At 71.0% G+C, this 20,384-nt stretch carries 18 protein-coding genes; 9 read left to right on the top strand and 9 right to left on the bottom strand.

The window, feature by feature from the left end; all coding sequences use genetic code 11:
• The first annotated feature begins 1 nt into the window (after position 1).
• Together ACQEVJ_RS08380 and ACQEVJ_RS08375 are read left to right on the top strand one after the other, a co-directional pair.
• Complete coding sequence (locus ACQEVJ_RS08380) at positions 2-2,341, top strand: penicillin acylase family protein (protein ID WP_433098851.1); 2,340 nt, start codon at positions 2-4, stop codon at positions 2,339-2,341.
• A gap of 112 nt (positions 2,342-2,453) precedes the next feature.
• The gene (locus tag ACQEVJ_RS08375) at positions 2,454-2,780 is read left to right on the top strand and encodes a helix-turn-helix domain-containing protein (RefSeq protein WP_433098849.1); all 327 of its coding nucleotides are present in this window, start codon (positions 2,454-2,456) and stop codon (positions 2,778-2,780) included.
• On the opposite strand, the gene lat is transcribed toward ACQEVJ_RS08375, so the two are convergent.
• The 3 genes from lat to ACQEVJ_RS08360 form a co-directional block, all read right to left on the bottom strand.
• Complete coding sequence (lat, locus tag ACQEVJ_RS08370; RefSeq protein ID WP_433098847.1) at positions 2,688-3,974, bottom strand: L-lysine 6-transaminase; 1,287 nt, start codon at positions 3,972-3,974, stop codon at positions 2,688-2,690. The two genes, ACQEVJ_RS08375 and lat, sit on opposite strands and share 93 nt — an antisense overlap.
• Positions 3,975-4,072: 98 nt before the next feature.
• Positions 4,073-5,407 (bottom strand): APC family permease, encoded by a 1,335-nt coding sequence (locus ACQEVJ_RS08365; RefSeq protein WP_433098845.1) that lies wholly within the window; start codon positions 5,405-5,407, stop codon positions 4,073-4,075.
• A complete protein-coding gene (locus tag ACQEVJ_RS08360; RefSeq protein ID WP_433098843.1) occupies positions 5,404-7,077 on the bottom strand; it encodes an amidohydrolase in 1,674 nt (557 codons plus the stop codon). The genes ACQEVJ_RS08365 and ACQEVJ_RS08360 overlap by 4 nt, the downstream gene beginning before the upstream one ends.
• 111 nt (positions 7,078-7,188) lie before the next feature.
• Between ACQEVJ_RS08360 and ACQEVJ_RS08355 the strand changes: the two genes are divergently transcribed.
• From ACQEVJ_RS08355 to ACQEVJ_RS08345, 3 genes are all read left to right on the top strand, one after another.
• The gene (locus tag ACQEVJ_RS08355) at positions 7,189-7,821 is read left to right on the top strand and encodes a TetR/AcrR family transcriptional regulator (RefSeq protein ID WP_433098841.1); all 633 of its coding nucleotides are present in this window, start codon (positions 7,189-7,191) and stop codon (positions 7,819-7,821) included.
• A 104-nt stretch (positions 7,822-7,925) separates the two neighbouring features.
• The gene (locus ACQEVJ_RS08350) at positions 7,926-9,281 is read left to right on the top strand and encodes a transaminase (RefSeq protein WP_433098839.1); all 1,356 of its coding nucleotides are present in this window, start codon (positions 7,926-7,928) and stop codon (positions 9,279-9,281) included.
• Between the two features lie 10 nt (positions 9,282-9,291).
• Positions 9,292-9,738 (top strand): Lrp/AsnC family transcriptional regulator, encoded by a 447-nt coding sequence (locus ACQEVJ_RS08345; RefSeq protein ID WP_433098837.1) that lies wholly within the window; start codon positions 9,292-9,294, stop codon positions 9,736-9,738.
• 5 nt (positions 9,739-9,743) lie between these two features.
• On the opposite strand, the gene ACQEVJ_RS08340 is transcribed toward ACQEVJ_RS08345, so the two are convergent.
• Complete coding sequence (locus ACQEVJ_RS08340; RefSeq protein WP_433098835.1) at positions 9,744-11,411, bottom strand: penicillin-binding transpeptidase domain-containing protein; 1,668 nt, start codon at positions 11,409-11,411, stop codon at positions 9,744-9,746.
• Positions 11,412-11,443: 32 nt separating this feature from the next.
• On the opposite strand from ACQEVJ_RS08340, the gene ACQEVJ_RS08335 reads away from it, so the two are divergent.
• Positions 11,444-12,286 (top strand): spermidine synthase, encoded by an 843-nt coding sequence (locus ACQEVJ_RS08335; protein ID WP_433098833.1) that lies wholly within the window; start codon positions 11,444-11,446, stop codon positions 12,284-12,286.
• Between the two features lie 71 nt (positions 12,287-12,357).
• Here ACQEVJ_RS08335 and ACQEVJ_RS08330 read toward each other — a convergent pair whose 3' ends face one another.
• Both ACQEVJ_RS08330 and ACQEVJ_RS08325 read right to left on the bottom strand, forming a co-directional pair.
• Complete coding sequence (locus tag ACQEVJ_RS08330; protein ID WP_433098831.1) at positions 12,358-14,184, bottom strand: DUF222 domain-containing protein; 1,827 nt, start codon at positions 14,182-14,184, stop codon at positions 12,358-12,360.
• A gap of 440 nt (positions 14,185-14,624) precedes the next feature.
• A complete protein-coding gene (locus ACQEVJ_RS08325) occupies positions 14,625-15,086 on the bottom strand; it encodes a MarR family winged helix-turn-helix transcriptional regulator (RefSeq protein ID WP_433098829.1) in 462 nt (153 codons plus the stop codon).
• A gap of 66 nt (positions 15,087-15,152) precedes the next feature.
• Here ACQEVJ_RS08325 and ACQEVJ_RS08320 point away from each other — a divergent pair, with 66 nt between their 5' ends.
• Positions 15,153-16,016, top strand: a complete 864-nt coding sequence (locus tag ACQEVJ_RS08320) for a nitroreductase/quinone reductase family protein (RefSeq protein WP_433098827.1) — start codon at positions 15,153-15,155, stop codon at positions 16,014-16,016.
• A gap of 39 nt (positions 16,017-16,055) precedes the next feature.
• Here the strand turns inward: ACQEVJ_RS08320 and ACQEVJ_RS08315 are convergent, their stop codons facing one another.
• A complete protein-coding gene (locus ACQEVJ_RS08315; RefSeq protein WP_433098825.1) occupies positions 16,056-16,316 on the bottom strand; it encodes a 4a-hydroxytetrahydrobiopterin dehydratase in 261 nt (86 codons plus the stop codon).
• 46 nt (positions 16,317-16,362) lie between these two features.
• Between ACQEVJ_RS08315 and ACQEVJ_RS08310 the strand changes: the two genes are divergently transcribed.
• Entirely contained in the window at positions 16,363-17,004 is a 642-nt protein-coding gene (locus ACQEVJ_RS08310) for a class II aldolase/adducin family protein (protein WP_433098823.1), read from the top strand.
• A gap of 5 nt (positions 17,005-17,009) precedes the next feature.
• On the opposite strand, the gene ACQEVJ_RS08305 is transcribed toward ACQEVJ_RS08310, so the two are convergent.
• Positions 17,010-18,584 (bottom strand): DUF885 domain-containing protein, encoded by a 1,575-nt coding sequence (locus ACQEVJ_RS08305; RefSeq protein ID WP_433098821.1) that lies wholly within the window; start codon positions 18,582-18,584, stop codon positions 17,010-17,012.
• Between the two features lie 56 nt (positions 18,585-18,640).
• On the opposite strand from ACQEVJ_RS08305, the gene ACQEVJ_RS08300 reads away from it, so the two are divergent.
• Positions 18,641-19,867, top strand: a complete 1,227-nt coding sequence (locus ACQEVJ_RS08300) for a DUF4032 domain-containing protein (protein ID WP_433098819.1) — start codon at positions 18,641-18,643, stop codon at positions 19,865-19,867.
• Here ACQEVJ_RS08300 and ACQEVJ_RS08295 read toward each other — a convergent pair.
• Positions 19,842-20,354: a DUF523 domain-containing protein gene (locus ACQEVJ_RS08295; RefSeq protein WP_433098817.1), complete on the bottom strand. Its 513-nt coding sequence runs from the start codon at positions 20,352-20,354 to the stop codon at positions 19,842-19,844. The two genes, ACQEVJ_RS08300 and ACQEVJ_RS08295, sit on opposite strands and share 26 nt — an antisense overlap.
• Positions 20,355-20,384 lie beyond the last annotated feature (30 nt).

The raw sequence follows: 20,384 nt of genomic DNA, 5'->3' as shown, positions 1-20,384 counted from the left end.
CATGAATCTCAGGCCACTGATGATCACGCTGGCCTTACTCGCCCCCGCCCTGTCCCCCGTGCCCGCCGCGGCGGCCGACGGGGGTTACTCGGCCACGATCCGGCGCACCGAGTACGGCATCCCGCACATCACCGCGAAAGACTACGGCGGCCTCGGATTCGGCTATGGCTACGCCTTCGCCCAGGACAACCTGTGCACGCTGGCCTCCTGGGTGGTGACGCTGCGCGGCGAACGCTCCCGCTACTTCGGCCCCAAGGCCGAGTCCGACGACCCGGCCAGGCCGGTCGCCAACCTCGCCAGCGACGTCTACTACAAGAGCGTCGCCGACTCCGGCGTCGTACGGCGGCTGCTGGCCCGGCCCGCGCCGGTCGGCCCGAGCGCCGAGCTGCGCCGCCTGGTCGACGGCTACGTCGCCGGATACAACCGCTACCTCGAGGACACCGGCGTGGCGAACCTGCCCGATCCCACGTGCCGGGGCAAGGCGTGGGTCGGCCCGATCACGGCCACCGACATGTGGAACAACCTGCTCGACCTCAGCCGCATGTCCAGCAGTTCCCAATTCAAGGAGGCCATCACCGGGATCGCCGAACCCGAGGCCGAGGGACCCCCAGAAGACGAGGGACCCCCAGAAGACGAGGGACCGCAGCCCAAGCCGGCGGCGGGCAGCAACGCCTGGGCCCTCGGCCGTCAGGCCACGCGCGGGAACGGCGGCATGGTGCTGGCCGACCCGCACTTCCCGTGGCAGGGGATCCGCCGCTTCTACCAGGTCCAGCTCACCATCCCCGGCGTGCTCGACGTCTCGGGCGGCAGCCTGTACGGCACGCCGGTCGTCCAGATTGGCCACAACGCCAAGGTCGCGTGGACCCACACCGTCTCCCACGCCCAGCGCTTCACCGTCTACCGGCTGAAGCTCGCGGACGGCCACAGCTACACGGTGGACGGCCGGGCGGAGCCGATGGGCGAGCAGGAGGTGGAGGTCACCCTGCCGGACGGCACCATCTCGGGCCACACGCTCCTCACCTCCCGCTACGGCCCGGTGCTCGCCGTCGGTCACACCGACGAGGCCGCGTACGCGCTGGCCGACGCGAACGCCGCCAACCTGCGTGCGGCCGACGAGTGGCTGGCGATTGCCAGGGCGGGCAGCCTCGACGAGCTGCGCGCGGCCCAGCGGACCTACCAGGGGATGCCGTTCGTCCACACCCTCGCCACCGACGTGAGCGGGACCGCCTACTTCGCCGACGCCTCGGTCGTCCCCCACGTCACCGACGCCCAGGCGCGCCGCTGCGCCAAGCCCTCGCCCGTTCCCGGCCTTGATGCGTACGTCCTGGACGGCTCGACCTCCGCGTGCCTGTGGGGCAGGGACGGCGACGCCGTCGTGCCGGGCATCTTCGGGCCGGGCAACCAGCCGAGGCTGGTCCGCGCCGACTACGTGGCCAATTCCAACAACACCTACTGGATGACGAACCCGGCGAAGCCGCTCACCGGCTATCCCAAGGCGTACGGCGAGACGGGCACCGACCTGGAACCGCGCCCCCGGGTCAGCCTCGACATGATCGGCCGGCGGCTGTCCGGCGCCGACGGGCTCGGCGCGCCCGGCTTCACGCTGGAGACGCTGCAGGCCACGGTGCACGGCAAGCGCAACCTCACCTTCGAGCTCATGCGCGACGACCTGCTGAAGCTGTGCCGTACCCACCCCGAGCTCACCGCGACCGACGGCACGCGCGTGGACGTGCGCGAGGCCTGCCGGACGCTGGGGAAGTGGAACGGGCGGGCCACCCTGGACGGCGAGGGCGCCGTCCTGTGGCGCGAGATCTTCACCCGGCTGGGCCGTCCCACCAAGCCGGGAGAGCCGGTCTTCAGCCCCTGGCGGGTGCCTTTCGATCCCGCGCGTCCGCTGACCACCCCGAGCGGGCTCAAGGGCGACGACCCGACCGTACGGCAGGCCCTCGCCGACGCCGTGCTCTACTTCCAGTCCAACCGGATCCCCCTGACGCTCACCCCCGGGCAGGCGCAGAGCTACTCCTCGATCCCGATTCCCGGCTGCACGGAAGGGGAGGGCTGCTTCGACCGGGTGCGCACGGGCGGACCGCTCGGCACGGACGGACGCTACCCGGAGGTGAACACCGGATCCAGCTTCATGATGGCCGTCGCGCTCACTCCCGGCGGCCCACGCACGCGGACCGTCCTCACCTACTCCCTGTCCGCCAACCCCGCTTCGCCCCACCACACCGACCAGACGGCCCTGTTCTCGCGCGGCGGGTGGGTCACCGAGCGCTTCACCGCGGCGGAGATCGCCGCCGATCCGCACCTCCAGACCGTCACGGTCCATGGGGGGCATTGACCCGGGCAAGTCAGTCCACTTTTCCCCAAAGGTGGACGTTGCGGGTTATGCTGCCTCACAACCGCCGTGCGGGGGCCTCGGCGATCTCTGATCGTCTTCTATCGGAGGCCGGATGAGAGCCGACGACCGCACCGCACCGGGACCCGACCCGAGGCTCAGCAGGCGGGAGACCGAGGTCATGGAGCTGATCGCGACCGGTCACTCCAATGGCGAGATCGCGCGCCTGCTGTTCCTGAGCGAGAAGACCGTGAAGAACCACGTCAACCGCATCTACGCGAAGCTGGGCGTGGACTCGAGGATGACGGCCATCTGCCGGTGGCGCGGCGAACCCGCGCCCCCGGCGCCGTCAGCCCCCGGCCAGATCCCCGGTGAGGACGGCGCGCAGGCCGGCCAGGCCGTACTCAAGCTCGTCCGGCTGGACGGACAGGGCAGGGCGTAGCCGCACGGACCGCTCGCCGCAGCGCAGGACCAGGATCGCGCGTTCCTCCCTGAGCCGGGTGACCAGTCCGCCGGGGTCGGGGACGTCGAAGGCGCACATCAGCCCGCGTCCGCGCGCGTTGGCGACCAGGCCCTCGGCCTCCAGGCCCTGGAGGGCGCCCAGCAGCTTCTCGCCCAGGATGGCCGCCCTCGGGATCAGGCCGTCCCGTTCGACGATCTCCAGCATCCGGCGGGAGCGCACCATGTCGACCAGGCCGCCTCCCCAGGTGGAGTTGATCCTGCCGCTGACCCGGAACACGTTGTCGGGCACGAGGTCCACCCTGCGGCCCGCCATGATGCCGCCGACCTGGACCTTCTTCGCGAAGGCCACGATGTCGGGGGCCAGGCCGAGCTGCTGGTACGCCCAGGGGGTGCCGGTCAGGCCGACGCCGGTCTGCACCTCGTCCATGACGAACAGGGCCTCGTACTCGTGGCAGAGCGCCTGCATCGCCTGGAGGAACTCGGGACGCATGTGGTTGTCGCCGCCCTCGCCCTGGATCGGCTCGGCGACGAAGCAGGCGATGTCGTGGCGGAACCGCTCGAACGCCTCCCTGGCCTGCGCCAGCGCCCGTTCCTCCGCCCGCTCGACGTCCCCGAAATGAATGGCGGGGACGTCGATCCGCGGCCAGCAGAACCGCGGGAACCTGTCGGTCTTGACGGGGTCGGTGTTGGTGAGCGAGAGCGTGTAGCCGCCGCGGCCGTGGAAGGCCCGGGTGAGGTGGAGGACGCGGGTGCCGAGGCCGGGGTGGCGGCCGTGGGCCTCATTCCAGCGGCTCTTCCAGTCGAAGGCACACTTGAGCGCGTTCTCCACGGCCGCCGAACCGCCCTCGACGAAGAACAGGTGCGGCAGTTCGGGATCGCCGAGCACCCGCCGGAACGTCTCCACGAACTCGGCGAGGTGCACGGTGTACATGTCGGAGTTGGCGGGCTTGTTGGCGGCCACCCGGCCGAGCAGTGCGACGAACTCCGGGTCGTCGGCGAACGGGTTCACCCCGAGCGGCGACGACGCGAAGAACGTGTAGAAGTCGAGGTACCTCCGGCCGTCGCGGGCGTCGACCAGCCAGGAGCCGGCGCTCCTGTCCAGGTCGAGCACGAGACGGTAGCCGTCGACGAGCAGGTGCCGTGCGAGGGCGTCGTGCACGGTGGTGGGGTCCATTTCGCCTCCGCGTCATGCTAGGAAACGAGATGATTCCCTCACATCTGGCCGTCTATGTGAATGGTTTCCGCTCAGATAGCACCTGGAGAGGACATTTTTCAGGCCGTAAGGGTAGGTTCGGCCTCCGAGAAGCTCATCACCGGCGGCCTGCGGGTGAACATCCTCGTCAGCACGAGGAGGTAGACGAAGCCCACCGCCATCCAGATCAGGCCGACCGTGAACGTGACACCCGAGAGGCTGGTCCACAGCCAGACCGTCAGCGCGAAGCCCACCAGCGGGACCAGGCCGTACCTGACCAGGTCGGCGGCCGACCGGCGCCCCTCGTCGAACAGGTAGTGCTTGACGACGGTGAGGTTGACCATGGAGAAGGCGATGAGCGCGCCGAAGTTCACCATGACCACGGCGTTGTCGAGGCTGATGAACAGCGCGACGAGCGAGACCGCCGACACCACGGCCGTGGCGACGATCGGGGTGCGGAAGCGCGGGTGCAGCCGGGCGAAGGCCGCGCGGGGCAGCACGCCGTCGCGGCCCATCGAGTAGAGGATGCGCGAGACGCTGGCCTGGGTGGTCATGGCCGACCCGAAGGCGCCGACCACGTAGATTCCGACGAAGATCGTCTCGAACGCGGCGCCGCCGAGGGCGGACATGATGTCCACGCCGGCCGTGTCCGCGTTGGCGAAGTCGTCGTACCCGGGGTGGACGAGGCTGCCCATCCACGCGACCAGGACGAACAGCAGGCCGCCGATGAGCGTGGTGAGCGCGATGGCGCGGGGGATGGCCCGGCGGGGCTCCCTCGCCTCCTCCGACAGGGTCGAGACGGCGTCGAACCCGAGGAAGCTCAGCGCCAGGATCGCCGCGCCCGCGAACACGCCCGACCCCGGGGTGAAGGGAGCGAAGGGCGACGGCGCGGGGTGACCGGCCAGGTGCTTCAGCGACAGCGCGGCGAACACCACGATCAGCACCACCGACAGCCCGACGACCAGGACGTTGACCCGGTTCATCACCGTGATGCCGACGACGTTGAGCACGAGCACCAGCAGCAGCGCCCCCAGGGTGAAGATCCACTGGGGCACCTCGGGGAACTGGCTGTTGAGGTAGATCCCGATGAGCAGGAAGTTGATCATCGGGAGGAACAGGTAGTCCAGCATCAGCGTCCACCCGGTCATGAAGCCGATGTGGCCGCCGAAGGTCTGCTGCGTGTAGGTGTAGGCGGACCCGGCGGTGGGGTACGCCCTGGCCATCCTGCCGTAGCTGAACGCCGTGAACAGCATGACCACGAGGGCGACCACGTAGGCCGCCGGCAGGTGGCCCTCGGTGACCTGGGTGACGGCGCCATAGGTGGTGAAGACGGCGACCGGGGCGAGGTAGGTCAGCCCGAACAAGGTCAGTCCGGGGACGCCGAGGACGCGCTTCAGTCCGGCGGGTTCGGTCATACGCCACTCCTGTTGGCTGGGAGGAAGGTTCTCACGCCGGCCGCCCACGTGCCGAGGACAGTCGTCGTCTCCGCGATGTCATGGGGGTCGGCCCGCCGGACGTCGCCGTCCAGCCAGACCAGGTCGGCCACCTTGCCGGGGGCCAGCGTGCCGCGCTCGTCCTCGGCGAACGCCTGGTGGGCGACCCCCGCGGTGTAGGCCGACAGCGCCTCCTCGATGCCGATGCGCTCCTCGGGCAGCCAGCCGCCGGACGGCTCACGTTCGTCGTTCTCCCGCGTCACCGCGACCGGCAGCCCGGCCAGCGGCCGGTGGTCGCTCACCGGCCAGTCGCTGCCGAAGGATACGTGCACCCCGGCGCGCAGCAGCGAGCCGATGAGGTACTGCCGCCGGGCCCGATCCGGCCCGATCCTGGGGAAGGTCAGCTTCGTCATCGGGGGATCGGTGCGCGCCCACAGGGGCTGGAGGTTGGCGATCACGCCGAGCCGGGCGAACCGCGGCAGGTCCTCCTCCGCGAGCACCTGGACGTGTGCGATCACCGGCCTGCGGTCTCGGGGGCCGTTCACCCGCGTCACGTGCTCGATCGCGTCGAGCGCGGTGCGGATGCCCGCGTCGCCGATCGCGTGCAGGTGCGCCTGCAGGCCCATCGCGTCCACCGCCGTCATGGCCTCAAGCAGCTCGCCGTACGGCCAGACGGGCATGCCCCGGGTGCAGGGGTCGTCGCTGTACGGCGCGAGCAGCGACGCCGTGCGGTTCTCCAGGATGCCGTCGATGAAGAATTTGACGGTGTCGGCTGTAACGGCGGCGGTGAGCCGGTCGTCCCCGAGCGACCGCACCCGCTCCCGGTCGGCGGCGAACTCGGCGAGCTGCTCGCGCCACCGCACAGGATCGGCGCGGAAGGCGAGGTTGACCCGGGTGGCCAGCAGCCCGCGGCGGGCCGCCTCCAGGTAGGCCTCGACCGTGTCGTGCTCCACCCACGCGTCCTGGATCCAGGTGACCCCGGCCGCGGCGTACGCCTCGGTGGCGGCGGCGAGCGCGGTGACGAGGTCCTCGGTGGTGCGGGCGGGGGCGGCGGCGAGGACGGCGTCCACCGCGTCCCACTCGATCATGGTCCCGAGCAACTCGCCGTCCGGGCGGCGGGCGAACCGGCCGCGGGGCGTGTCGGGTGTCGAGGCGTCCAGGCCGGCCCGCCGCATGGCCTCGGAGTTGCACCACAACGTGTGGTAGTCCCAGGCCCGCAGCGCGACCGGCCGGTCGGGCACCGCCTCGTCCAGCCAGCGGGCGTCGAACAGGCCGTCCGCGACGATCGTGGTGTCGTAGCCGCCGCCGATGATCCACTCGGCTCCGGCGTGCGTCGCGGGATGCGCGTCGGCGTGGCGGCGCACCGCCTCGACGATCTCCTCGACCGTGCCGAGGCCCCCGACCCGCGGGCCCATCGCCTCGAACCCCGCGTGGTCGGGATGGCAGTGGCCGTCGCCGAAGGCCGGTAACAGCATCCCGCCACGCAGGTCGACACGCAGGTCGACACGGTCGTCATGGTTTCCCGCCAGGGCGGCGGCTCCGAGTGCCTCGATCCGGCCGTCCCTTACGGACAGGGCGTCGGTGGTCGTGCCCGTGCCCGTCCAGACGGTGCCGCTGTGAAAGAGGGTGCGGCGGAAGAGGGTGCGCGACATGGGCGTCCCCAATAAATCGAATGACGTTCGTTTAGTGGGATGAGGATAGGTTGTCGGCGGGCAAAGCGGAAGGGGGCTGCGGGCCGAATGCGGCGGCGGGTGGGACGACCGGTGAAGCCGGTGCTGAGCAGGGAGGTCATCGCGCAGGGCGCGCTGGCCCTCATCGACGACGCCGGAGCCGAGGGCTTCTCCATGGCGGCCCTCGCCGAACGGCTGGGCGTGCGGCCGTCCTCGCTCTACAACCATGTGAGCGGCAAGGACGACATCCTGGCGGCGGTCCGCGAGATCGTCTCCGACGCCATCGACACCTCGATGTTCGCCGAGCTGCCCTGGGACGAGGCGCTTGTGCTGTGGGCCCACGGTTACCGCGACGCGTTCGCCGCGCACCCGCCCGCGATCTCGCTGCTGGCCACGCTGCCGATCACCGGAGCCCTGCGGACGCTGCGGATGTACGAGGAGGTCGTCGCGGGCCTGCGGCGCGGCGGCTGGCCCGAGGCGACGGTCATCCCGGTGATGGTGGCCGTGGAGTCCTTCATCCTCGGCTCGGCGCTCGACCTGGTGGCGCCGCCCGACATGTTCGACGCCGGGCCGCTGGCCCCACAGGTCCCGGTCTTCGCCGCCACGGTGCGCGCCCGCGACGACGCCGCGACCTCGAGCGGACGGCCGCCTGCTGACCTGTCCTTCGAGGTCGGGCTGGCCGCGATCGTGGAGGGACTGCGGCGGACACTCGACACCCTGCGTTGACCCCGTTATGACCCAGGGGTGACGAAACAGAAGTCGTTGTGTACTTTTGCTTCAGATTCCGTGGTCCTGCACGGAGTGCAGCGATCTTTTCTGAGGCAGGGATGATGATCGAGCGTACTCGCCTGGCCCGGCTGCTCGACCGCGAGCGTGACGCGTTCCGGCAGCGCAACCCGCGCTCGGCCGCCGCGTACGAGCAGGCGAGAGGCCACCTGTTCGGCGGCGTGCCGATGACGTGGATGAACAAGACGGCTGCGGGCTTCCCGCTCTACCTGGCCGAGGCCCACGGCGCCCGCGTCACCGACCTGGACGGCCACGAGTACGTCGACCTCTGCCTCGGCGACACCGGCGCGATGGCCGGGCACTCCCCCCAGGCGACCGTGGAGGCCGTCGCCGACCGGTTCGGCCGCCGGGGCGGCGCCACGGTGATGATGCCGACCGAGGACGCCGCCTGGGTCGGCGCCGAGCTCGGCCGCCGGTTCGGTGTGCCCTACTGGAGCTTCTCCCTGACGGCCACGGACGCCAACCGGTGGGCGATCCGGCTGGCCAGGGCGATCACCGGCAGGCCCAGGATCCTCGTGAACAGCTACTGCTACCACGGCAGCGTGGACGAGGTGCTGCTCGTGGTCGGCCCGGACGGTGAGCAGGTGTCCCGCGAGGGCAACGTCGGCGCGCCGGTCGACCCCACCGTCACCTCGCGCGTCGTGGAGTTCAACGACCTGCCCTCGCTGGAGCGCGAACTGGCGTACGGCGACGTCGCGGCGGTCCTCATGGAGCCCGCCCTCACCAACATCGGGATCGTGCTGCCCGAGCCGGGCTACCTGGAGGGCGTCAGGGAACTGACCCGGCGGTACGGCAGCCTGCTGATCAACGACGAGACGCACACCTTCTCGGCGGGCCCCGGCGGCTGCACCAAGGCCTGGGACCTGCGCCCCGACATCGTGACGATCGGCAAGGCGATCGGCGGCGGCATCCCGAGCGGCGGTTACGGCCTGTCCGCCGAGGTCGCCGCGCGCGTCGAGGCGATGGACGGGCTCGACCTGGTCGACATGGGCGGGGTCGGCGGCACGCTGGCCGGGAACGCGCTGTCGGTCGCCGCGATGCGCGCCACGCTGGAGCACGTGCTCACCGACGACGCGTTCGCCGCCATGACCGAGCTGGCGACCCGCTTCACCAAGGGCGTCCAGGAGGTGATCGACGCGCACGGCCTGCCGTGGTCGGTCACGCAGCTTGGGGCGCGCGCCGAGTATCGCTTCACCAGCCCGGCCCCTCGCAACGGCGGCGAGTCGAACGCCGCGGGCGACCCCGATCTGGACGACTACCTGCACGTCTACCTGGCCAACCGGGGCGTGCTGCTCACGCCGTTCCACAACATGGCGCTGATGTCCCCCGCCACCACCGAGGCCGACGTGGACCTGCACCACGAGGTGTTCGCCGCGGCCGTGGCGGATCTGGTCTCATGAGCTCCGCCGGATGAACGTGGACGAGATCGACCGGGTCCTGCTGCACGAGCTGCAGCGGGACGGCCGGGCCTCCTACACCGCGCTCGCCGAGGCCACCGGCCTGTCGGCGCCCGCCGTACGGCAACGGGTGCAGCGGCTGCGCGACGAGGGCGTCGTGCAGATCGTCGGGGTCACCGACCCGATGGCGCTGGGCCTGCCGGTCATGGCGCTGATCGGCGTCCGCGTCGACAGCGACGTGCACGAGGTCGCCGACCGGATCAGCGAGCTGTCCGGGGTGATCTACGTGGTGCTCACGGCGGGCTCGTTCGACCTGTTCGTCGAGGTGGTGTGCCGGGAGCCAGCCGAACTGCTCAGCGTGCTCAACGACCACGTCAAGCGGGTGCCGGGCGTCACCAGGGCCGAGGCGTTCACCTACTTCGGGATCCACACGCACCGGTTCGCCTGGCCCGGCGTCTGAGGGTCCTAAAGGCCCCTTAGGAAGCGGGCGGCGATGGGCACGGCGGCGCCACGGCCGGTGCCGCCGTGCTCGACGAACACGGCGAAGGCGAGGTCACCCCGGTAGCCGATGAACCACGCGTGGTCCTGCCCGCCATGCCAGTCCTCGGCGGTGCCGGTCTTGCCGGCGACCCCCTCGGGCAGCTCGCTCCCGGCTGCGGTTCCGTCGACGGTGACGGCGCTCATCAGGGAGCGCAGCCCCTCGGCCACGTTGGACGGCAGGGGGACGCTCTGGGGCAGCTCCCCTTGCGGCGCCTCGTCCGCCAGCGGGCGGGCCGGCCGCCACTCCCCGCTCTCCACCGCCGCGGCGACCAGCGCCATGCACAGCGGGGTCGCCTCGACCGTGCCCTGTCCGAAGGAGTCCTCCGCGAGCGCGTCCGGGTTCTCCGGCCGCCGCAGGCTGCCGCACGTGCTCGTGCCGGCGCTCTCCCCCTGCACGCCGAAGCCGAACGCCCTGGCCTGGTCGACCAGCGTGTCACCATTCAGCCGCTCGATCGTCAGCCGGGCGAACGTGGTGTTGCACGACAGGGCGAACGCCTGACGCAGCGTGACCGTCCCGTGGTCCTCGTTGTGATAGTTGGGGATCGACCGGTGGAAGGGGATCTGGTAGGCCGCCGGGCACTCCACCGTGCTGTCGGGGGACAGCCCGTTGTTGAGCAGGGCCGCCGCCGTGACCGTCTTGAACGTCGAGCCGGGGGCGTACTTGCGCTCGAACGCCGCCCTGCCGCCCAGCCGGTCGGCGACTCCGAGGATCTCCCCCGTGGACGGCCGTACGGCCACGATGGCGCCCCGCTGCACGCCGTCGAGCGCCCGGGCCGCCGCGGCCTGCACCGCGTAGTCGATCGTGGTCCGCACGCCGACCGGCCGCTTTTCCGGCTTGTAGGACAGGACGGTCTTCGCCGGCAGACCCGGGTTGTCGACCTCCAGCGCCCATCCCACGGCCACGCCCGTCGTGGGCGCCACCCCCTGGTTCATCAGGTTGTCGAGGTACGCCTCGGCGCCCGAGTTCTGGGGGAACTCCCGCCCTCCCCTCGTCACCGGCCACAACGGGCCGGCCTCCGGCTCGGTCCTGACGAGACTGCCGCCGGGCTGGATCTCCGGATGCAGGACGGACGGCGTCCAGACGACCTTCCAGGTGAGGTCCCGTACGGCCAGGTGCAGACTGGAGTCGAAGCGCCACTTGCCGGCGTCCTGCTCGTCCCGCTCCTGGGTGAAGGGGATCTCGGCCGTTTCGTCCCCGGTGCGTACGAGGTTGCCGACCGTGATCCGCAGCGACTTGGACAGGGCTGCGTCCTCGAACTCGCGGTGCTGGTCCGCGAAGTCGTCCGGCGGATCGTCGACCAGCTCGCGCATGGCGCCGTAGTCGCTCTTGACCCAGGCCTGGAAATAGGCGGCGGCCGTCTCGTCCGGAGAGCCCTCCGGGGATCCCACGGGAGACGGCTCTGAAGACGGCTCCGAAGACGGCTCGGGGCGGAGTTGGAGCGTCTGCGGGCCGGCGGGTCCGGGCGTCCCCCGCGGCGCCGCGACGAAGTCCGAGACCGGGTCCTGCCTGCCGGACACAATGAGTCCGGCAACGCCGAAGACGAAGATGGCCGCGGCGACCACGACGAGGGCGAGCAGAGCCCTGTTCCGCATACGGTTCTCATATCACGCGAAAGGAGCCATAGGTGGCAAGGAGCAGAGAACCGTTGCCAGGCCGCTATCCGGTGACCTTCGGCGAGGTGGAGCTCCTGCGCGACCTCGACCGGCCGGACGGGTGGATGCTGATCAGGGATGGCGTTCCCCAGTCGTACGTGGACCTGACCGATCCCACCTATCTGGACTTCTCGTACACGCAGCTCATGGCGAGCGTGATCGACTGCCTGACCGAAGGCCCGCTCGACGTCGTCCACATCGGTGGCGGGGCCTGCACGATCCCGCGCTACATCTCCGCACAGCGGCCCGGCTCCCGGCATATCGTCGTGGAGCCCGACGCCGGGCTGGTCCAGCTCGTACGCGACCAGCTCAACCTCAAGTCGGTGCCCCGGCTGAAGGTCCGGGTGATGGACGGCCGCGCGGCGACGGCGGACCTCAGGGACGACTCCGCCGACCTGTTCGTGCTCGACGCGTTCACGGGCGCGACGATGCCGGTCGAGCTGGCGACCGTCCAGTACATGGCGGAGATCGCCCGCGTCCTGCGCCCCTCCGGCATCGCTCTGATCAACGTGGCGGACGGCAAGGGCCTGCCCTTCGTCAAGCGGGTCGCCTCCACGGTCAGCCGTGTCTTCTCGCACGTCGCGCTGCTGGCCGAGCCCGGCATCCTGCGCGGGCGCAGGTTCGGCAACGTCGTCCTGGCGGCCTCGCCCGGCGACCTGCCGATCGAGGCGCTCACCAGGAAGGCGGCGGGCGGCCTCACCCAGGCCCGGTGCCTGGCGGACGAGGACCTGACCCGGCTGGTCGCGGGGGCCGCTCCCATCCGCGACGGCGACGCCGTCCTCGCCCCCGTCCCCCCACCCGGCCTGTTCGACTAGCGCCCCGCGCGTCGACCTTGTCGTCATTCCCGTAACCGCCGGGCTCCCGGGAGGCGGTGGTAGGTGAAGGCCTAGCGGTCGACGCCGGTCTTGTGGCGGGTGTAGCGGTCGGGGTGGCGGTAGCGGTCGCGGTTGTGGAACTGGCAGGCCGGTCCGAGCAGCTTCAGGTCCGTGAGCCCGCCGGTGCTCCAGTTGTCGGCGTGGTCGATCTGGCACATCGTGGCCGGCAGGGGGCAGCCGTCGATCCAGCAGGTGGCGTAGCGGGCGAAGACGGCCCGTCGTTGGGCGGGGGTGGCCAGGCGGACCTTGCGGCCCATGTCCAGCACCTGCCCCTCGGCGTCCATCACGAGACGCACCAGCGTGGAGGTGCGGGCAAGCCGGTGCACGCCGGAGACGGGCAGCATCTGCCCGGTCGCCAGCAACAGCCCCGGCGCCGTCCCCAGCAACGGCCCTGGTGCTGTCCCGGGCAGCGCTCCTGGCGTCGTCCCTGGCGCTGTTCCCGGTGGCCTCCCCGGCTCCGGTCCCCGCTCGCGCGGCGCCGTTCCCGGTGTTCCCGGTGTCCCCGGCGCTCCGCACGAGCACCGCGCTCTACCGCCGCACCCGCATCCGCCCTCGTCGGACCCCCGGTGCTCATGGCCGCGGTCCTCACACCCGTCCTGCCCATGCCGGCACTCCCCCGCAGGCCGATGCCCGGCGTGGGCGTGATGTCCAGGTAGGTCCTCAGGAGGAGGATCCGGCTGCGCTGCGTGCGAATGTGCTGTGTCTGGATGTGCTGTGTCTGGATGTGCTGTGTCTGGATGTGCTGTGTGCGGGTGCACTGTGTGCGGACGCCCGCTGCCGCCGCGCGCCAGCGATGCTGACGCGCGACTGGCGTCCGTAGCTTCCGGTTGGCCCGCACCACGGTCGCAGTCCTCGCCCTCTGCGGGCGCGGCGTCGTCGCCCTCAGCAGAGCCGGTGCTCACATCGCAGGCGGCGTCGGCGCTTCCGGTGTCGCCGGGGGCGCAGTCGCCGGTGTCTTCGGCGTCGCTGGGGCCGGCGTCGCTGGAGCCGGTGTCGCTGGGGCCGGTGTCGCTGGGGCCGGTGTCGCTGGGGCCGGTGTCGCTGGGGCCGGTGTCGCTAGGGCCGGTGTCTTCCGGGTGGTCGGGGTGGCCGGTGGGTTCAGGGTCGGTGGGGAGGGATTCGGCGTTGACCAGGACCAGGAGCTCGGTGGCGATCTTGTCCTCCAGGAACGCGATGAACGCATCCGCGTTACGCACCCGCAGCGGCCGGTCATCACCCTCAGCCTTCGGCTTGGCATAGGCGTCCAGCAACGTGCGCAACCGGGCGGCGGCCTCACGCGGCAGGTAGAACCCCCCTTCCAGCCCACCGCCCCCGGTGGGGCGGACCCGCAGGAAACGCCGCGCGTAATCGGCCTGCTCATCACGGTCCTCCCCATCAGGGTTCAGCACCGCGCGGAGGTAGCGGCCGGCCTTGGCCACCTCCGCCGGGCCTGCCTTGCCCGCCAGCTCCAGCAAAATCGGCTCAGCCAGCCCGGCCTGCTCGTCGCTCAACTGCGCGGTGGCGGTACAGATCGCCTCCACCACCCCCGCCGCCAGGCCACCGGCGGCGAACCTCTCCCGCACCCGCGGCAGGCGGCCCAGCTCCACGGCCAAGGTCAGCAGGCGACCCGCGCCGGGGACACTCATCCCCCCGGCGGTACGCAACCAGGTGCGGGTGGAGGCATGCCCATGCTCCTTGGCCTGCCCCGCACGATGCACCCGCCCGACGCGGTCCGCCAACGCGCACGTGATCCGATCCCGCGCGAACATCAGGTCCTCAGCCTCGGCAAGGCAGACGTCCACATCATCAGGAAGCGGCGCCAGCGCCAACGCCTGCGCCGACTCACGAACAGAACCCACCAGCACCCACGACGACCGCCCCCTGTCTCGACCGGCACCGGCACCGGCACCGTGAGCATCTGCGGCATCGTCCGGGACAGCACTGTCGGCACTGGCCGAATCGTCGCGCGGGCTCCGGGAATCCTCCGTTCCAGGCTCAACGATCGGAAAATAACCAACAGGGCATTCTTCGCGAGCGAGCGAACCTTCGGACGACCATAAAGGGGAATCGGCAGTCAATCGATCCCACCAGTCACCGTCGGCATTATTCGAACGATGAGGGTGCTCGGGGTCCGAATCGAACAGACCCATCACACCCTCCTTCAAGTGATTCGAAAACCTGTATGAATTCTTTCACCCTCCGCGAGCATGCGGCAAGCTCGCCAGCCAACAACGTGGAATCACAGGCGGGACAGAAACCAAAACCAGCGATATGAAATTAAATCGGGCCATATGACCCGTCATTCGGCGTCAGCGGTGACGGCCTCCTCGTACGCGCGGAGCGTCTCGACGAACATCCGCCGCTGCTCACTCGTCAGCGGTTCCAGCACACTGCGCCAGGCACGGGCGCCGCGGGCGAGCCAGGCGTCGACCGCCTCCCGGTTGGCCTCGGCGATGCTCACGATCGTGCGGCGGCGGTCCGCGTCGTCCTCGCGCCGGTCCACGACGCCCTTGCGACTGAGGTCGCCCACCATGAGGCTCACGGTGGCCGGGGCGACCTCCAGCCGGGCGGCGAGTTCGTTCACCGTGAGTGGACCGTCGAACAGCAGGTAGGACAGCAGCGACAGGTGCCGCGGCGCCAGGTCGAGCGTCCGGAGCGACTCGGGGACCGGCGTGCGCTTGGCGCGACCCACCAACCGCGGCATCAGCAGCAGGAGGGTTCGGACCCCCTCGTCCAGGCTCAGCCCCTCATCCGTTGACATATGTTGATCTCCAAAATAGCTTTGCTATCAAAGCAAATACATCTGAGGCTCAGGAGCCATCGTCGCATGTCCGAATGGAACGACAAGATCATCGAAGAGTTCCGGGCGAACGGCGGCAGGGTCGGCGGACCGTTCGAGGGGACACCGCTGATCCTGCTGACGACCACCGGCGCCAGAACGGGCGCCGCCCGGACGAACCCGGTCGCCTGCCTGCGTGACGGGGACAGGATCCTCGTCTTCGCCTCCTACGCGGGCGCGCCGCGCCACCCGGACTGGTATCACAACCTGCTGGCCAATCCCACGGTGACCGTCGAGACGGGCGACGGGACGGCGATCGAGACGTTCACCGCCACGGCCGTACCGCTGACAGGCGAGGAGCGCGACCGCATGTACGCCCGTCAGGCCGAGCTGGTCCCGGGCTTCGCCGACTACCAGGCACGCACCTCCCGCGTCATCCCGGTCATCGCTCTCTATCGGCGCGACCACGAGCGCGCCCGGGCGATCGGCGACGAGCTGGTGCGGATCCACGACGGACTGCGGGCGGAGATGGCCGCGCTGCTGGCCGCGGTCGAGGACGGGCTCGCCACGGGTACGCCCGTGAATCCGCCGGGTCATGGCCTGGAGAGGGCGCTGCGAGAGCGCTGCCTGTCCTTCTGCACGGCCTTCCACGAGCACCACGCCAACGAGAACGAGCGGGGCTTCCCCCTGCTGGAGCGGGCCTTCCCCGGGCTGGCCCCGACCCTCGACCGCCTGCGCGAAGAGCACGTGCGGCTGGCCCGGATCAGGGACGACGTGCGTGCGGCGGTCGGCGAGGCGGGCTCCGGCGACCCCGCCGCCGTCAGGGCCACGCTCACGCGCCTGTCGGCCGAGCTGGAGGCGCACTTCGCGCGCGAGGAGGAACAGCTCGTCGCCACACTGAACGCGCTCTAACAGAACGCCTTTTAGCAGAACGCGCCCTGGCAGAACCGGCTATCCGGCCTCGTGGTCCGCCACGATGGCGTCGATGCGGGCGGCCAGCTTGTAGTCGAGATCGGTCAGGCCGCCGGCGTCGTGGGTGGTCAGCGCCAGGTGGAGGGTGCGCCATCGGATGTCGATGTCGGGATGGTGGTTCAGGGCCTCGGCCTGCTCGGCGATGTCGTTCACGATCGCGATGGCCGTACGGAAATCTCGGGCGACCACGGTCCTGCGGATCGTGTCTCCCTCGCGGCGCCACTCGGAAGCCTCGTACATGAAATCAGGACATCACGAAACACCGCCGATTGTGTAGATTCGCCGGGTGGATGAGCAGGTGGACGAGCACGTGGACGAGCTGCGGCGTGAGCTGTGCGAGTACGGCCGGCGGGCGGCGGCCCTCGGCCTGGTGATCGGGACCTCGGGCAACCTGAGCGCGCGCGAGGGCGATCTGGTCGTCGTCACCCCCTCGGGTGTGGCGCTCGACCGGCTGCGCCCGGAGGACTGCCCCGTGGTCGACCTCGAAGGGCGAGTCGTGGAGGGGGAGCGCAAGCCCTCCTCGGAGACGCCGATGCATCTCGCGCTGTACGAGGCGACCGGAGCCCGGGCGGTGGTGCACACCCACTCGGTCTTCGCGACCGTGGTCGCCTCGACCATGACCGAGCTGCCGCCGATCCACTACAACGCCCTGCTGCTCGGTGGGGCCGTCCGGGTGGCACCGTACGCGACGTACGGCACGCCGGAGCTGGCCCGCAACGTCATCGCCGCGATCGAGGGCAGGCAGGCCGCCCTGATGGCCAGCCACGGCGCGGTGACGATCGGCGGCGGCCTGGAGCAGGCGTTCGAGGCGGCGCGCCTGCTGGAGTGGCTGTGCGAGGTCTACGTCCGCGCCCTCGGGGTGGGCCGGCCCACGGTGCTCACCGAGGGCCAGCTCACCGCCGTCATCGAACGCGCGCTCAGCGGCTGACCGGACTAACCGAGGACGACCTTGCGGGCGAGGCCGAGCGGAAGCCCGCCGGAGCCCGCGATCGTGTCGTGGAAGGTCCGCAGATCGCCCGTGTAGTCCGCCCGGATACGCTCGATCTCCAGCGCGCCCGTGAGGTAGGAGGGCGCCTGCGTGGGCCAGGCGCAGTAGCGGCTGACCTCCCCGGCGGCGGTGCCAGGCGACAGCGACGCCTTCGTGGTCAGGAACTCCTCCGCCTGCTCGATCGTCATGTCGTCGCAGTGCAGCGCGGTGTCCACCACGATCCGGGCGGCCCGCCAGATGCGGCAGTCGAGGTGGGCGAGCTCGGTCTCGGGCGTGTCGAAGTAGCCCTGCTCGTGCATGAGCTTCTCGACGTAGAGCCCCCAGCCCTCCACGAAGTAGGGCGTACGGAAGATCTTGCGGGCGCGGTGCGGGTTGCCGGCCATCCAGGACAGGTGCCAGTGGTGTCCGGGGTAGCCCTCGTGCACGCTGATCGAGGGCATCTGGGGGCGCGAGTTGGTCCGCAGCCGCTGCCGCACCTGCTCCTCGGTGAAGCCGTCGGGGGTGTACGGCACGAAGAACACCCCGTCGCGCGAGGACGACAGCGGCGGCGGGGCGAGGTAGCTGGCCACGGCGATGATGGGCCGCTGGAACTCCGGCGAGGGCTCGACCCGGCACACCTCCCCCTCGGGGAAGGTCACCAGCCCGCGCTCGCGGACGAACTCGCGCGCCCGCAGCGTCTCGGCCTCGTATTCGGCGCGCATGGCCTCCAGGGTCGGCGGGTGGTCGTCCATGAGCGACTCCATCGCCTCCCGCCAGCTGCCGGAACCGAGGCGCGCGGCGACCTCCGTCATCCGCGTGTCCAGCTCGGCCCAGGCCTGGCGGCCCTTCTCGTGCAGCTCGGCGGAGCCGTACCCGAGCATCTCCTGCTCGCGCAGCAGCGCGGAGTAGAGCTCCTCGCCCATCCGCCAGGTGCCCCGAGCCTCGAAGCCCTCCAGGAAGCGGACCAGCCCGTCGAAGGCGTCGGCGGCGGGCTCGGCGGCCCGCGCCAGCCGCGACCGCAGCTCCGGGTCTGCGACCAGCGCGGGCAGCGTCTCGGTCAGGAAGCGGCGTCCCGTACGGGCCTGGTCGAGGCCGCGCTTGACGAGCAGGTCGGCGGCGAGATCGGGGTCCAGGTTGGCCTGGCAGGCGGCGAGCACGGCGGGCACCTCGGCCAGCCGCGCGACGGCGGCGTCGACCAGCTCGGCCTCCGGCTTGAGGCGCTGCTGGAACGGCGTGAACATCGACCCGAACATCACACCGAGGTAGGCGGCCGGTTCGCGCCGCCACTCCGGCCAGCGGGCCAGCGCGATCTGCCCGCGCAGATGGGCGGCGACCAGGTCCCTGTCGATCTCGTCTTCCGGACTCTCGGGCGTCGACTCCGACAGCTTGCGCAGCCATTCCTCTGCCGCCCGCTCCCGCGCCGTGAAGGCGGTCGCGCTGAGATCGCCCAGCGTGCGGTCGTATCCGTCGGCCCCCAGGAGGGCCGCCCTGACCGGGTTCTCGGCCAGGTACCAGTCGATGAACTCGTCCACCAGCGTCATAGCGCCCGACTCTATCCGCGACACTTGGGTGGAAGCCCCCAGATAAGGAGCGATTGGTGCCCCTGCAGATCACCGGCGCCCCCAGCGACCCCGACCTGATCCGCCTGCCGTGGGACGTCCCCCTCGAACAGTGGCCCGTCCACCATCTGGTGACGCTGCCCCGCGGCATCTCCCGGCACGTGGTGCGCTTCGCCCGGCTCAGCGGCCGGGTATACGCGATCAAGGAGATCAGCACCCGGTACGCCAAGCGGGAGTACCAGCTGCTGTGGGACCTGGCGCGGCACGACGCCCCCGCCGTCGAGCCGGTCGCCGTCGTCACCGGCAGGACCGCCCCGGACGGCTCCGAACTGGACTCCGCCCTGATCACGCGGCACCTGCAGTTCTCGCTGCCCTACCGCGCCGTGCTGTCGGGCTCGGTGCGGCCCGACACGCTGATCCGCCTGCTCGACGCGCTCGCGGTCCTGCTCGTACGGCTCCACCTGACCGGCTTCTACTGGGGCGACTGCTCGCTGTCCAACACGCTGTTCCGGCGGGACGCCGGGGCGTTCGCGGCCTATCTGGTGGACGCCGAGACCGGTGAGCTCCATCCGGCGATCAGCGAGGGCCAGCGGGCCCACGACATCGACGTCGCGCACGTCAACATCTACGGCGAGATGCTCGACCTGGAGGCGGGCGGGCTGCTCCACCCGACCATCGACCCGCTGGCCTTCGCCGAGCAGCTCGTCGAGCGCTACCACCGGCTGTGGGACGAGCTGACCGAGGACGAGATCATCGAGGAGGTCGACTGGCACCGCGTGGACCAGCGGGTGCGTCGCCTCAACTCGCTCGGTTTCGACGTCGCCGAGATGATGGTGCGCCGCAAGGCCGGCACCTCCCGCCTGATCGTCCGGCCGAAGGTCGTGGACGCCGGGCACCATCAGCGCCGCCTGCTGCGCCTGACCGGCCTCGACGTGGAGGAGAACCAGGCCAGGCGGCTGCTCAACGACCTCGACTCGTTCCGGGTGTCCACCGGCCTGCGGCACGAGGACGAGGCGATCGTGGCCCACCGCTGGCTGGCCGAGGTGTTCCAGCCGGTGGTGAACGCGACCCCGGCCGACCTGCGGCGCAAGCTGGAGCCGGCCCAGCTCTTCCACGAGGTGCTCGACCACCGCTGGTACATGTCGGAGGCCGCGGGCAAGGACGTCGGCCTGGAGGCCGCGGTGCGGTCCTACGTGGACAACGTCCTGGTGCACAAGCCCGACGAGAAGGCCGTCATCGTCACATCCGATCCCCTGTCTCCGTGACGAGGCTCGCCAGATACCGAGCGGCCTGCGGAATCCGGTCCTCGCCGAAGACGCGGACGCCGTTCAGCTCCAGCAGCGCCGCGGTCACGCCCTGCCCGGGGGTGGTCCTCCCCCGGTGGCTGCCGTCGTAGATCCGCAGCGACCCGCACGACGGGCTGCCCTCCTTGAGGATCGCGACCCGTACGCCGAAGGACCGGGCGACGGCGAGGGCCTGCTGCGCCCCGGACAGGAACGCGGCGGTCACGTCGTCGCCCTCCGGCGTCAGGATCCGGGCCGCGCCCGCCAGGACGGCCGCGCCGCCCGCGCCGCCCTCGATCTCGGCGGGCGGCCGGGGAACGGGCAGCCCGCCCTCGACCTCGGGGCAGAACGGCACCAGCCGCCCCTCCGCGCGCCAGCGGGCGAGCAGGTCGTCGTCGCTGGTCTTGGCCCCTCCGTCGTACCGGACCCGGCTGCCGAGCAGGCAGGCGCTGACGAGAATCCGTTCCACGCCTCCCATTCTGGCCGCCGTGCGGCGGTG

Origin of the sequence: Microbispora sp. CA-102843 (assembly GCF_050936215.1) — a bacterium.
In the GTDB taxonomy this organism is placed as follows: Bacteria; Actinomycetota; Actinomycetes; order Streptosporangiales; family Streptosporangiaceae; genus Microbispora.
Note: the sequence above shows the minus strand (reverse complement) of the source record. Positions and strands in the feature narration are given on the sequence as shown.

Excerpts from the sequence above, each read along its gene's own strand:
- ACQEVJ_RS08380 (WP_433098851.1), top strand. The coding sequence starts at position 2 with ATGAATCTCAGGCCACTGATGATCACGCTGGCCTTACTCGCCCCCGCC.
- ACQEVJ_RS08375 (WP_433098849.1), top strand. The coding sequence starts at position 2,454 with ATGAGAGCCGACGACCGCACCGCACCGGGACCCGACCCGAGGCTCAGC.
- lat (WP_433098847.1), bottom strand. The coding sequence starts at position 3,974 with ATGGACCCCACCACCGTGCACGACGCCCTCGCACGGCACCTGCTCGTC.
- ACQEVJ_RS08365 (WP_433098845.1), bottom strand. The coding sequence starts at position 5,407 with ATGACCGAACCCGCCGGACTGAAGCGCGTCCTCGGCGTCCCCGGACTG.
- ACQEVJ_RS08360 (WP_433098843.1), bottom strand. The coding sequence starts at position 7,077 with ATGTCGCGCACCCTCTTCCGCCGCACCCTCTTTCACAGCGGCACCGTC.
- ACQEVJ_RS08350 (WP_433098839.1), top strand. The coding sequence starts at position 7,926 with ATGATCGAGCGTACTCGCCTGGCCCGGCTGCTCGACCGCGAGCGTGAC.
- ACQEVJ_RS08345 (WP_433098837.1), top strand. The coding sequence starts at position 9,292 with ATGAACGTGGACGAGATCGACCGGGTCCTGCTGCACGAGCTGCAGCGG.
- ACQEVJ_RS08340 (WP_433098835.1), bottom strand. The coding sequence starts at position 11,411 with ATGCGGAACAGGGCTCTGCTCGCCCTCGTCGTGGTCGCCGCGGCCATC.
- ACQEVJ_RS08325 (WP_433098829.1), bottom strand. The coding sequence starts at position 15,086 with ATGTCAACGGATGAGGGGCTGAGCCTGGACGAGGGGGTCCGAACCCTC.
- ACQEVJ_RS08320 (WP_433098827.1), top strand. The coding sequence starts at position 15,153 with ATGTCCGAATGGAACGACAAGATCATCGAAGAGTTCCGGGCGAACGGC.
- ACQEVJ_RS08315 (WP_433098825.1), bottom strand. The coding sequence starts at position 16,316 with ATGTACGAGGCTTCCGAGTGGCGCCGCGAGGGAGACACGATCCGCAGG.
- ACQEVJ_RS08305 (WP_433098821.1), bottom strand. The coding sequence starts at position 18,584 with ATGACGCTGGTGGACGAGTTCATCGACTGGTACCTGGCCGAGAACCCG.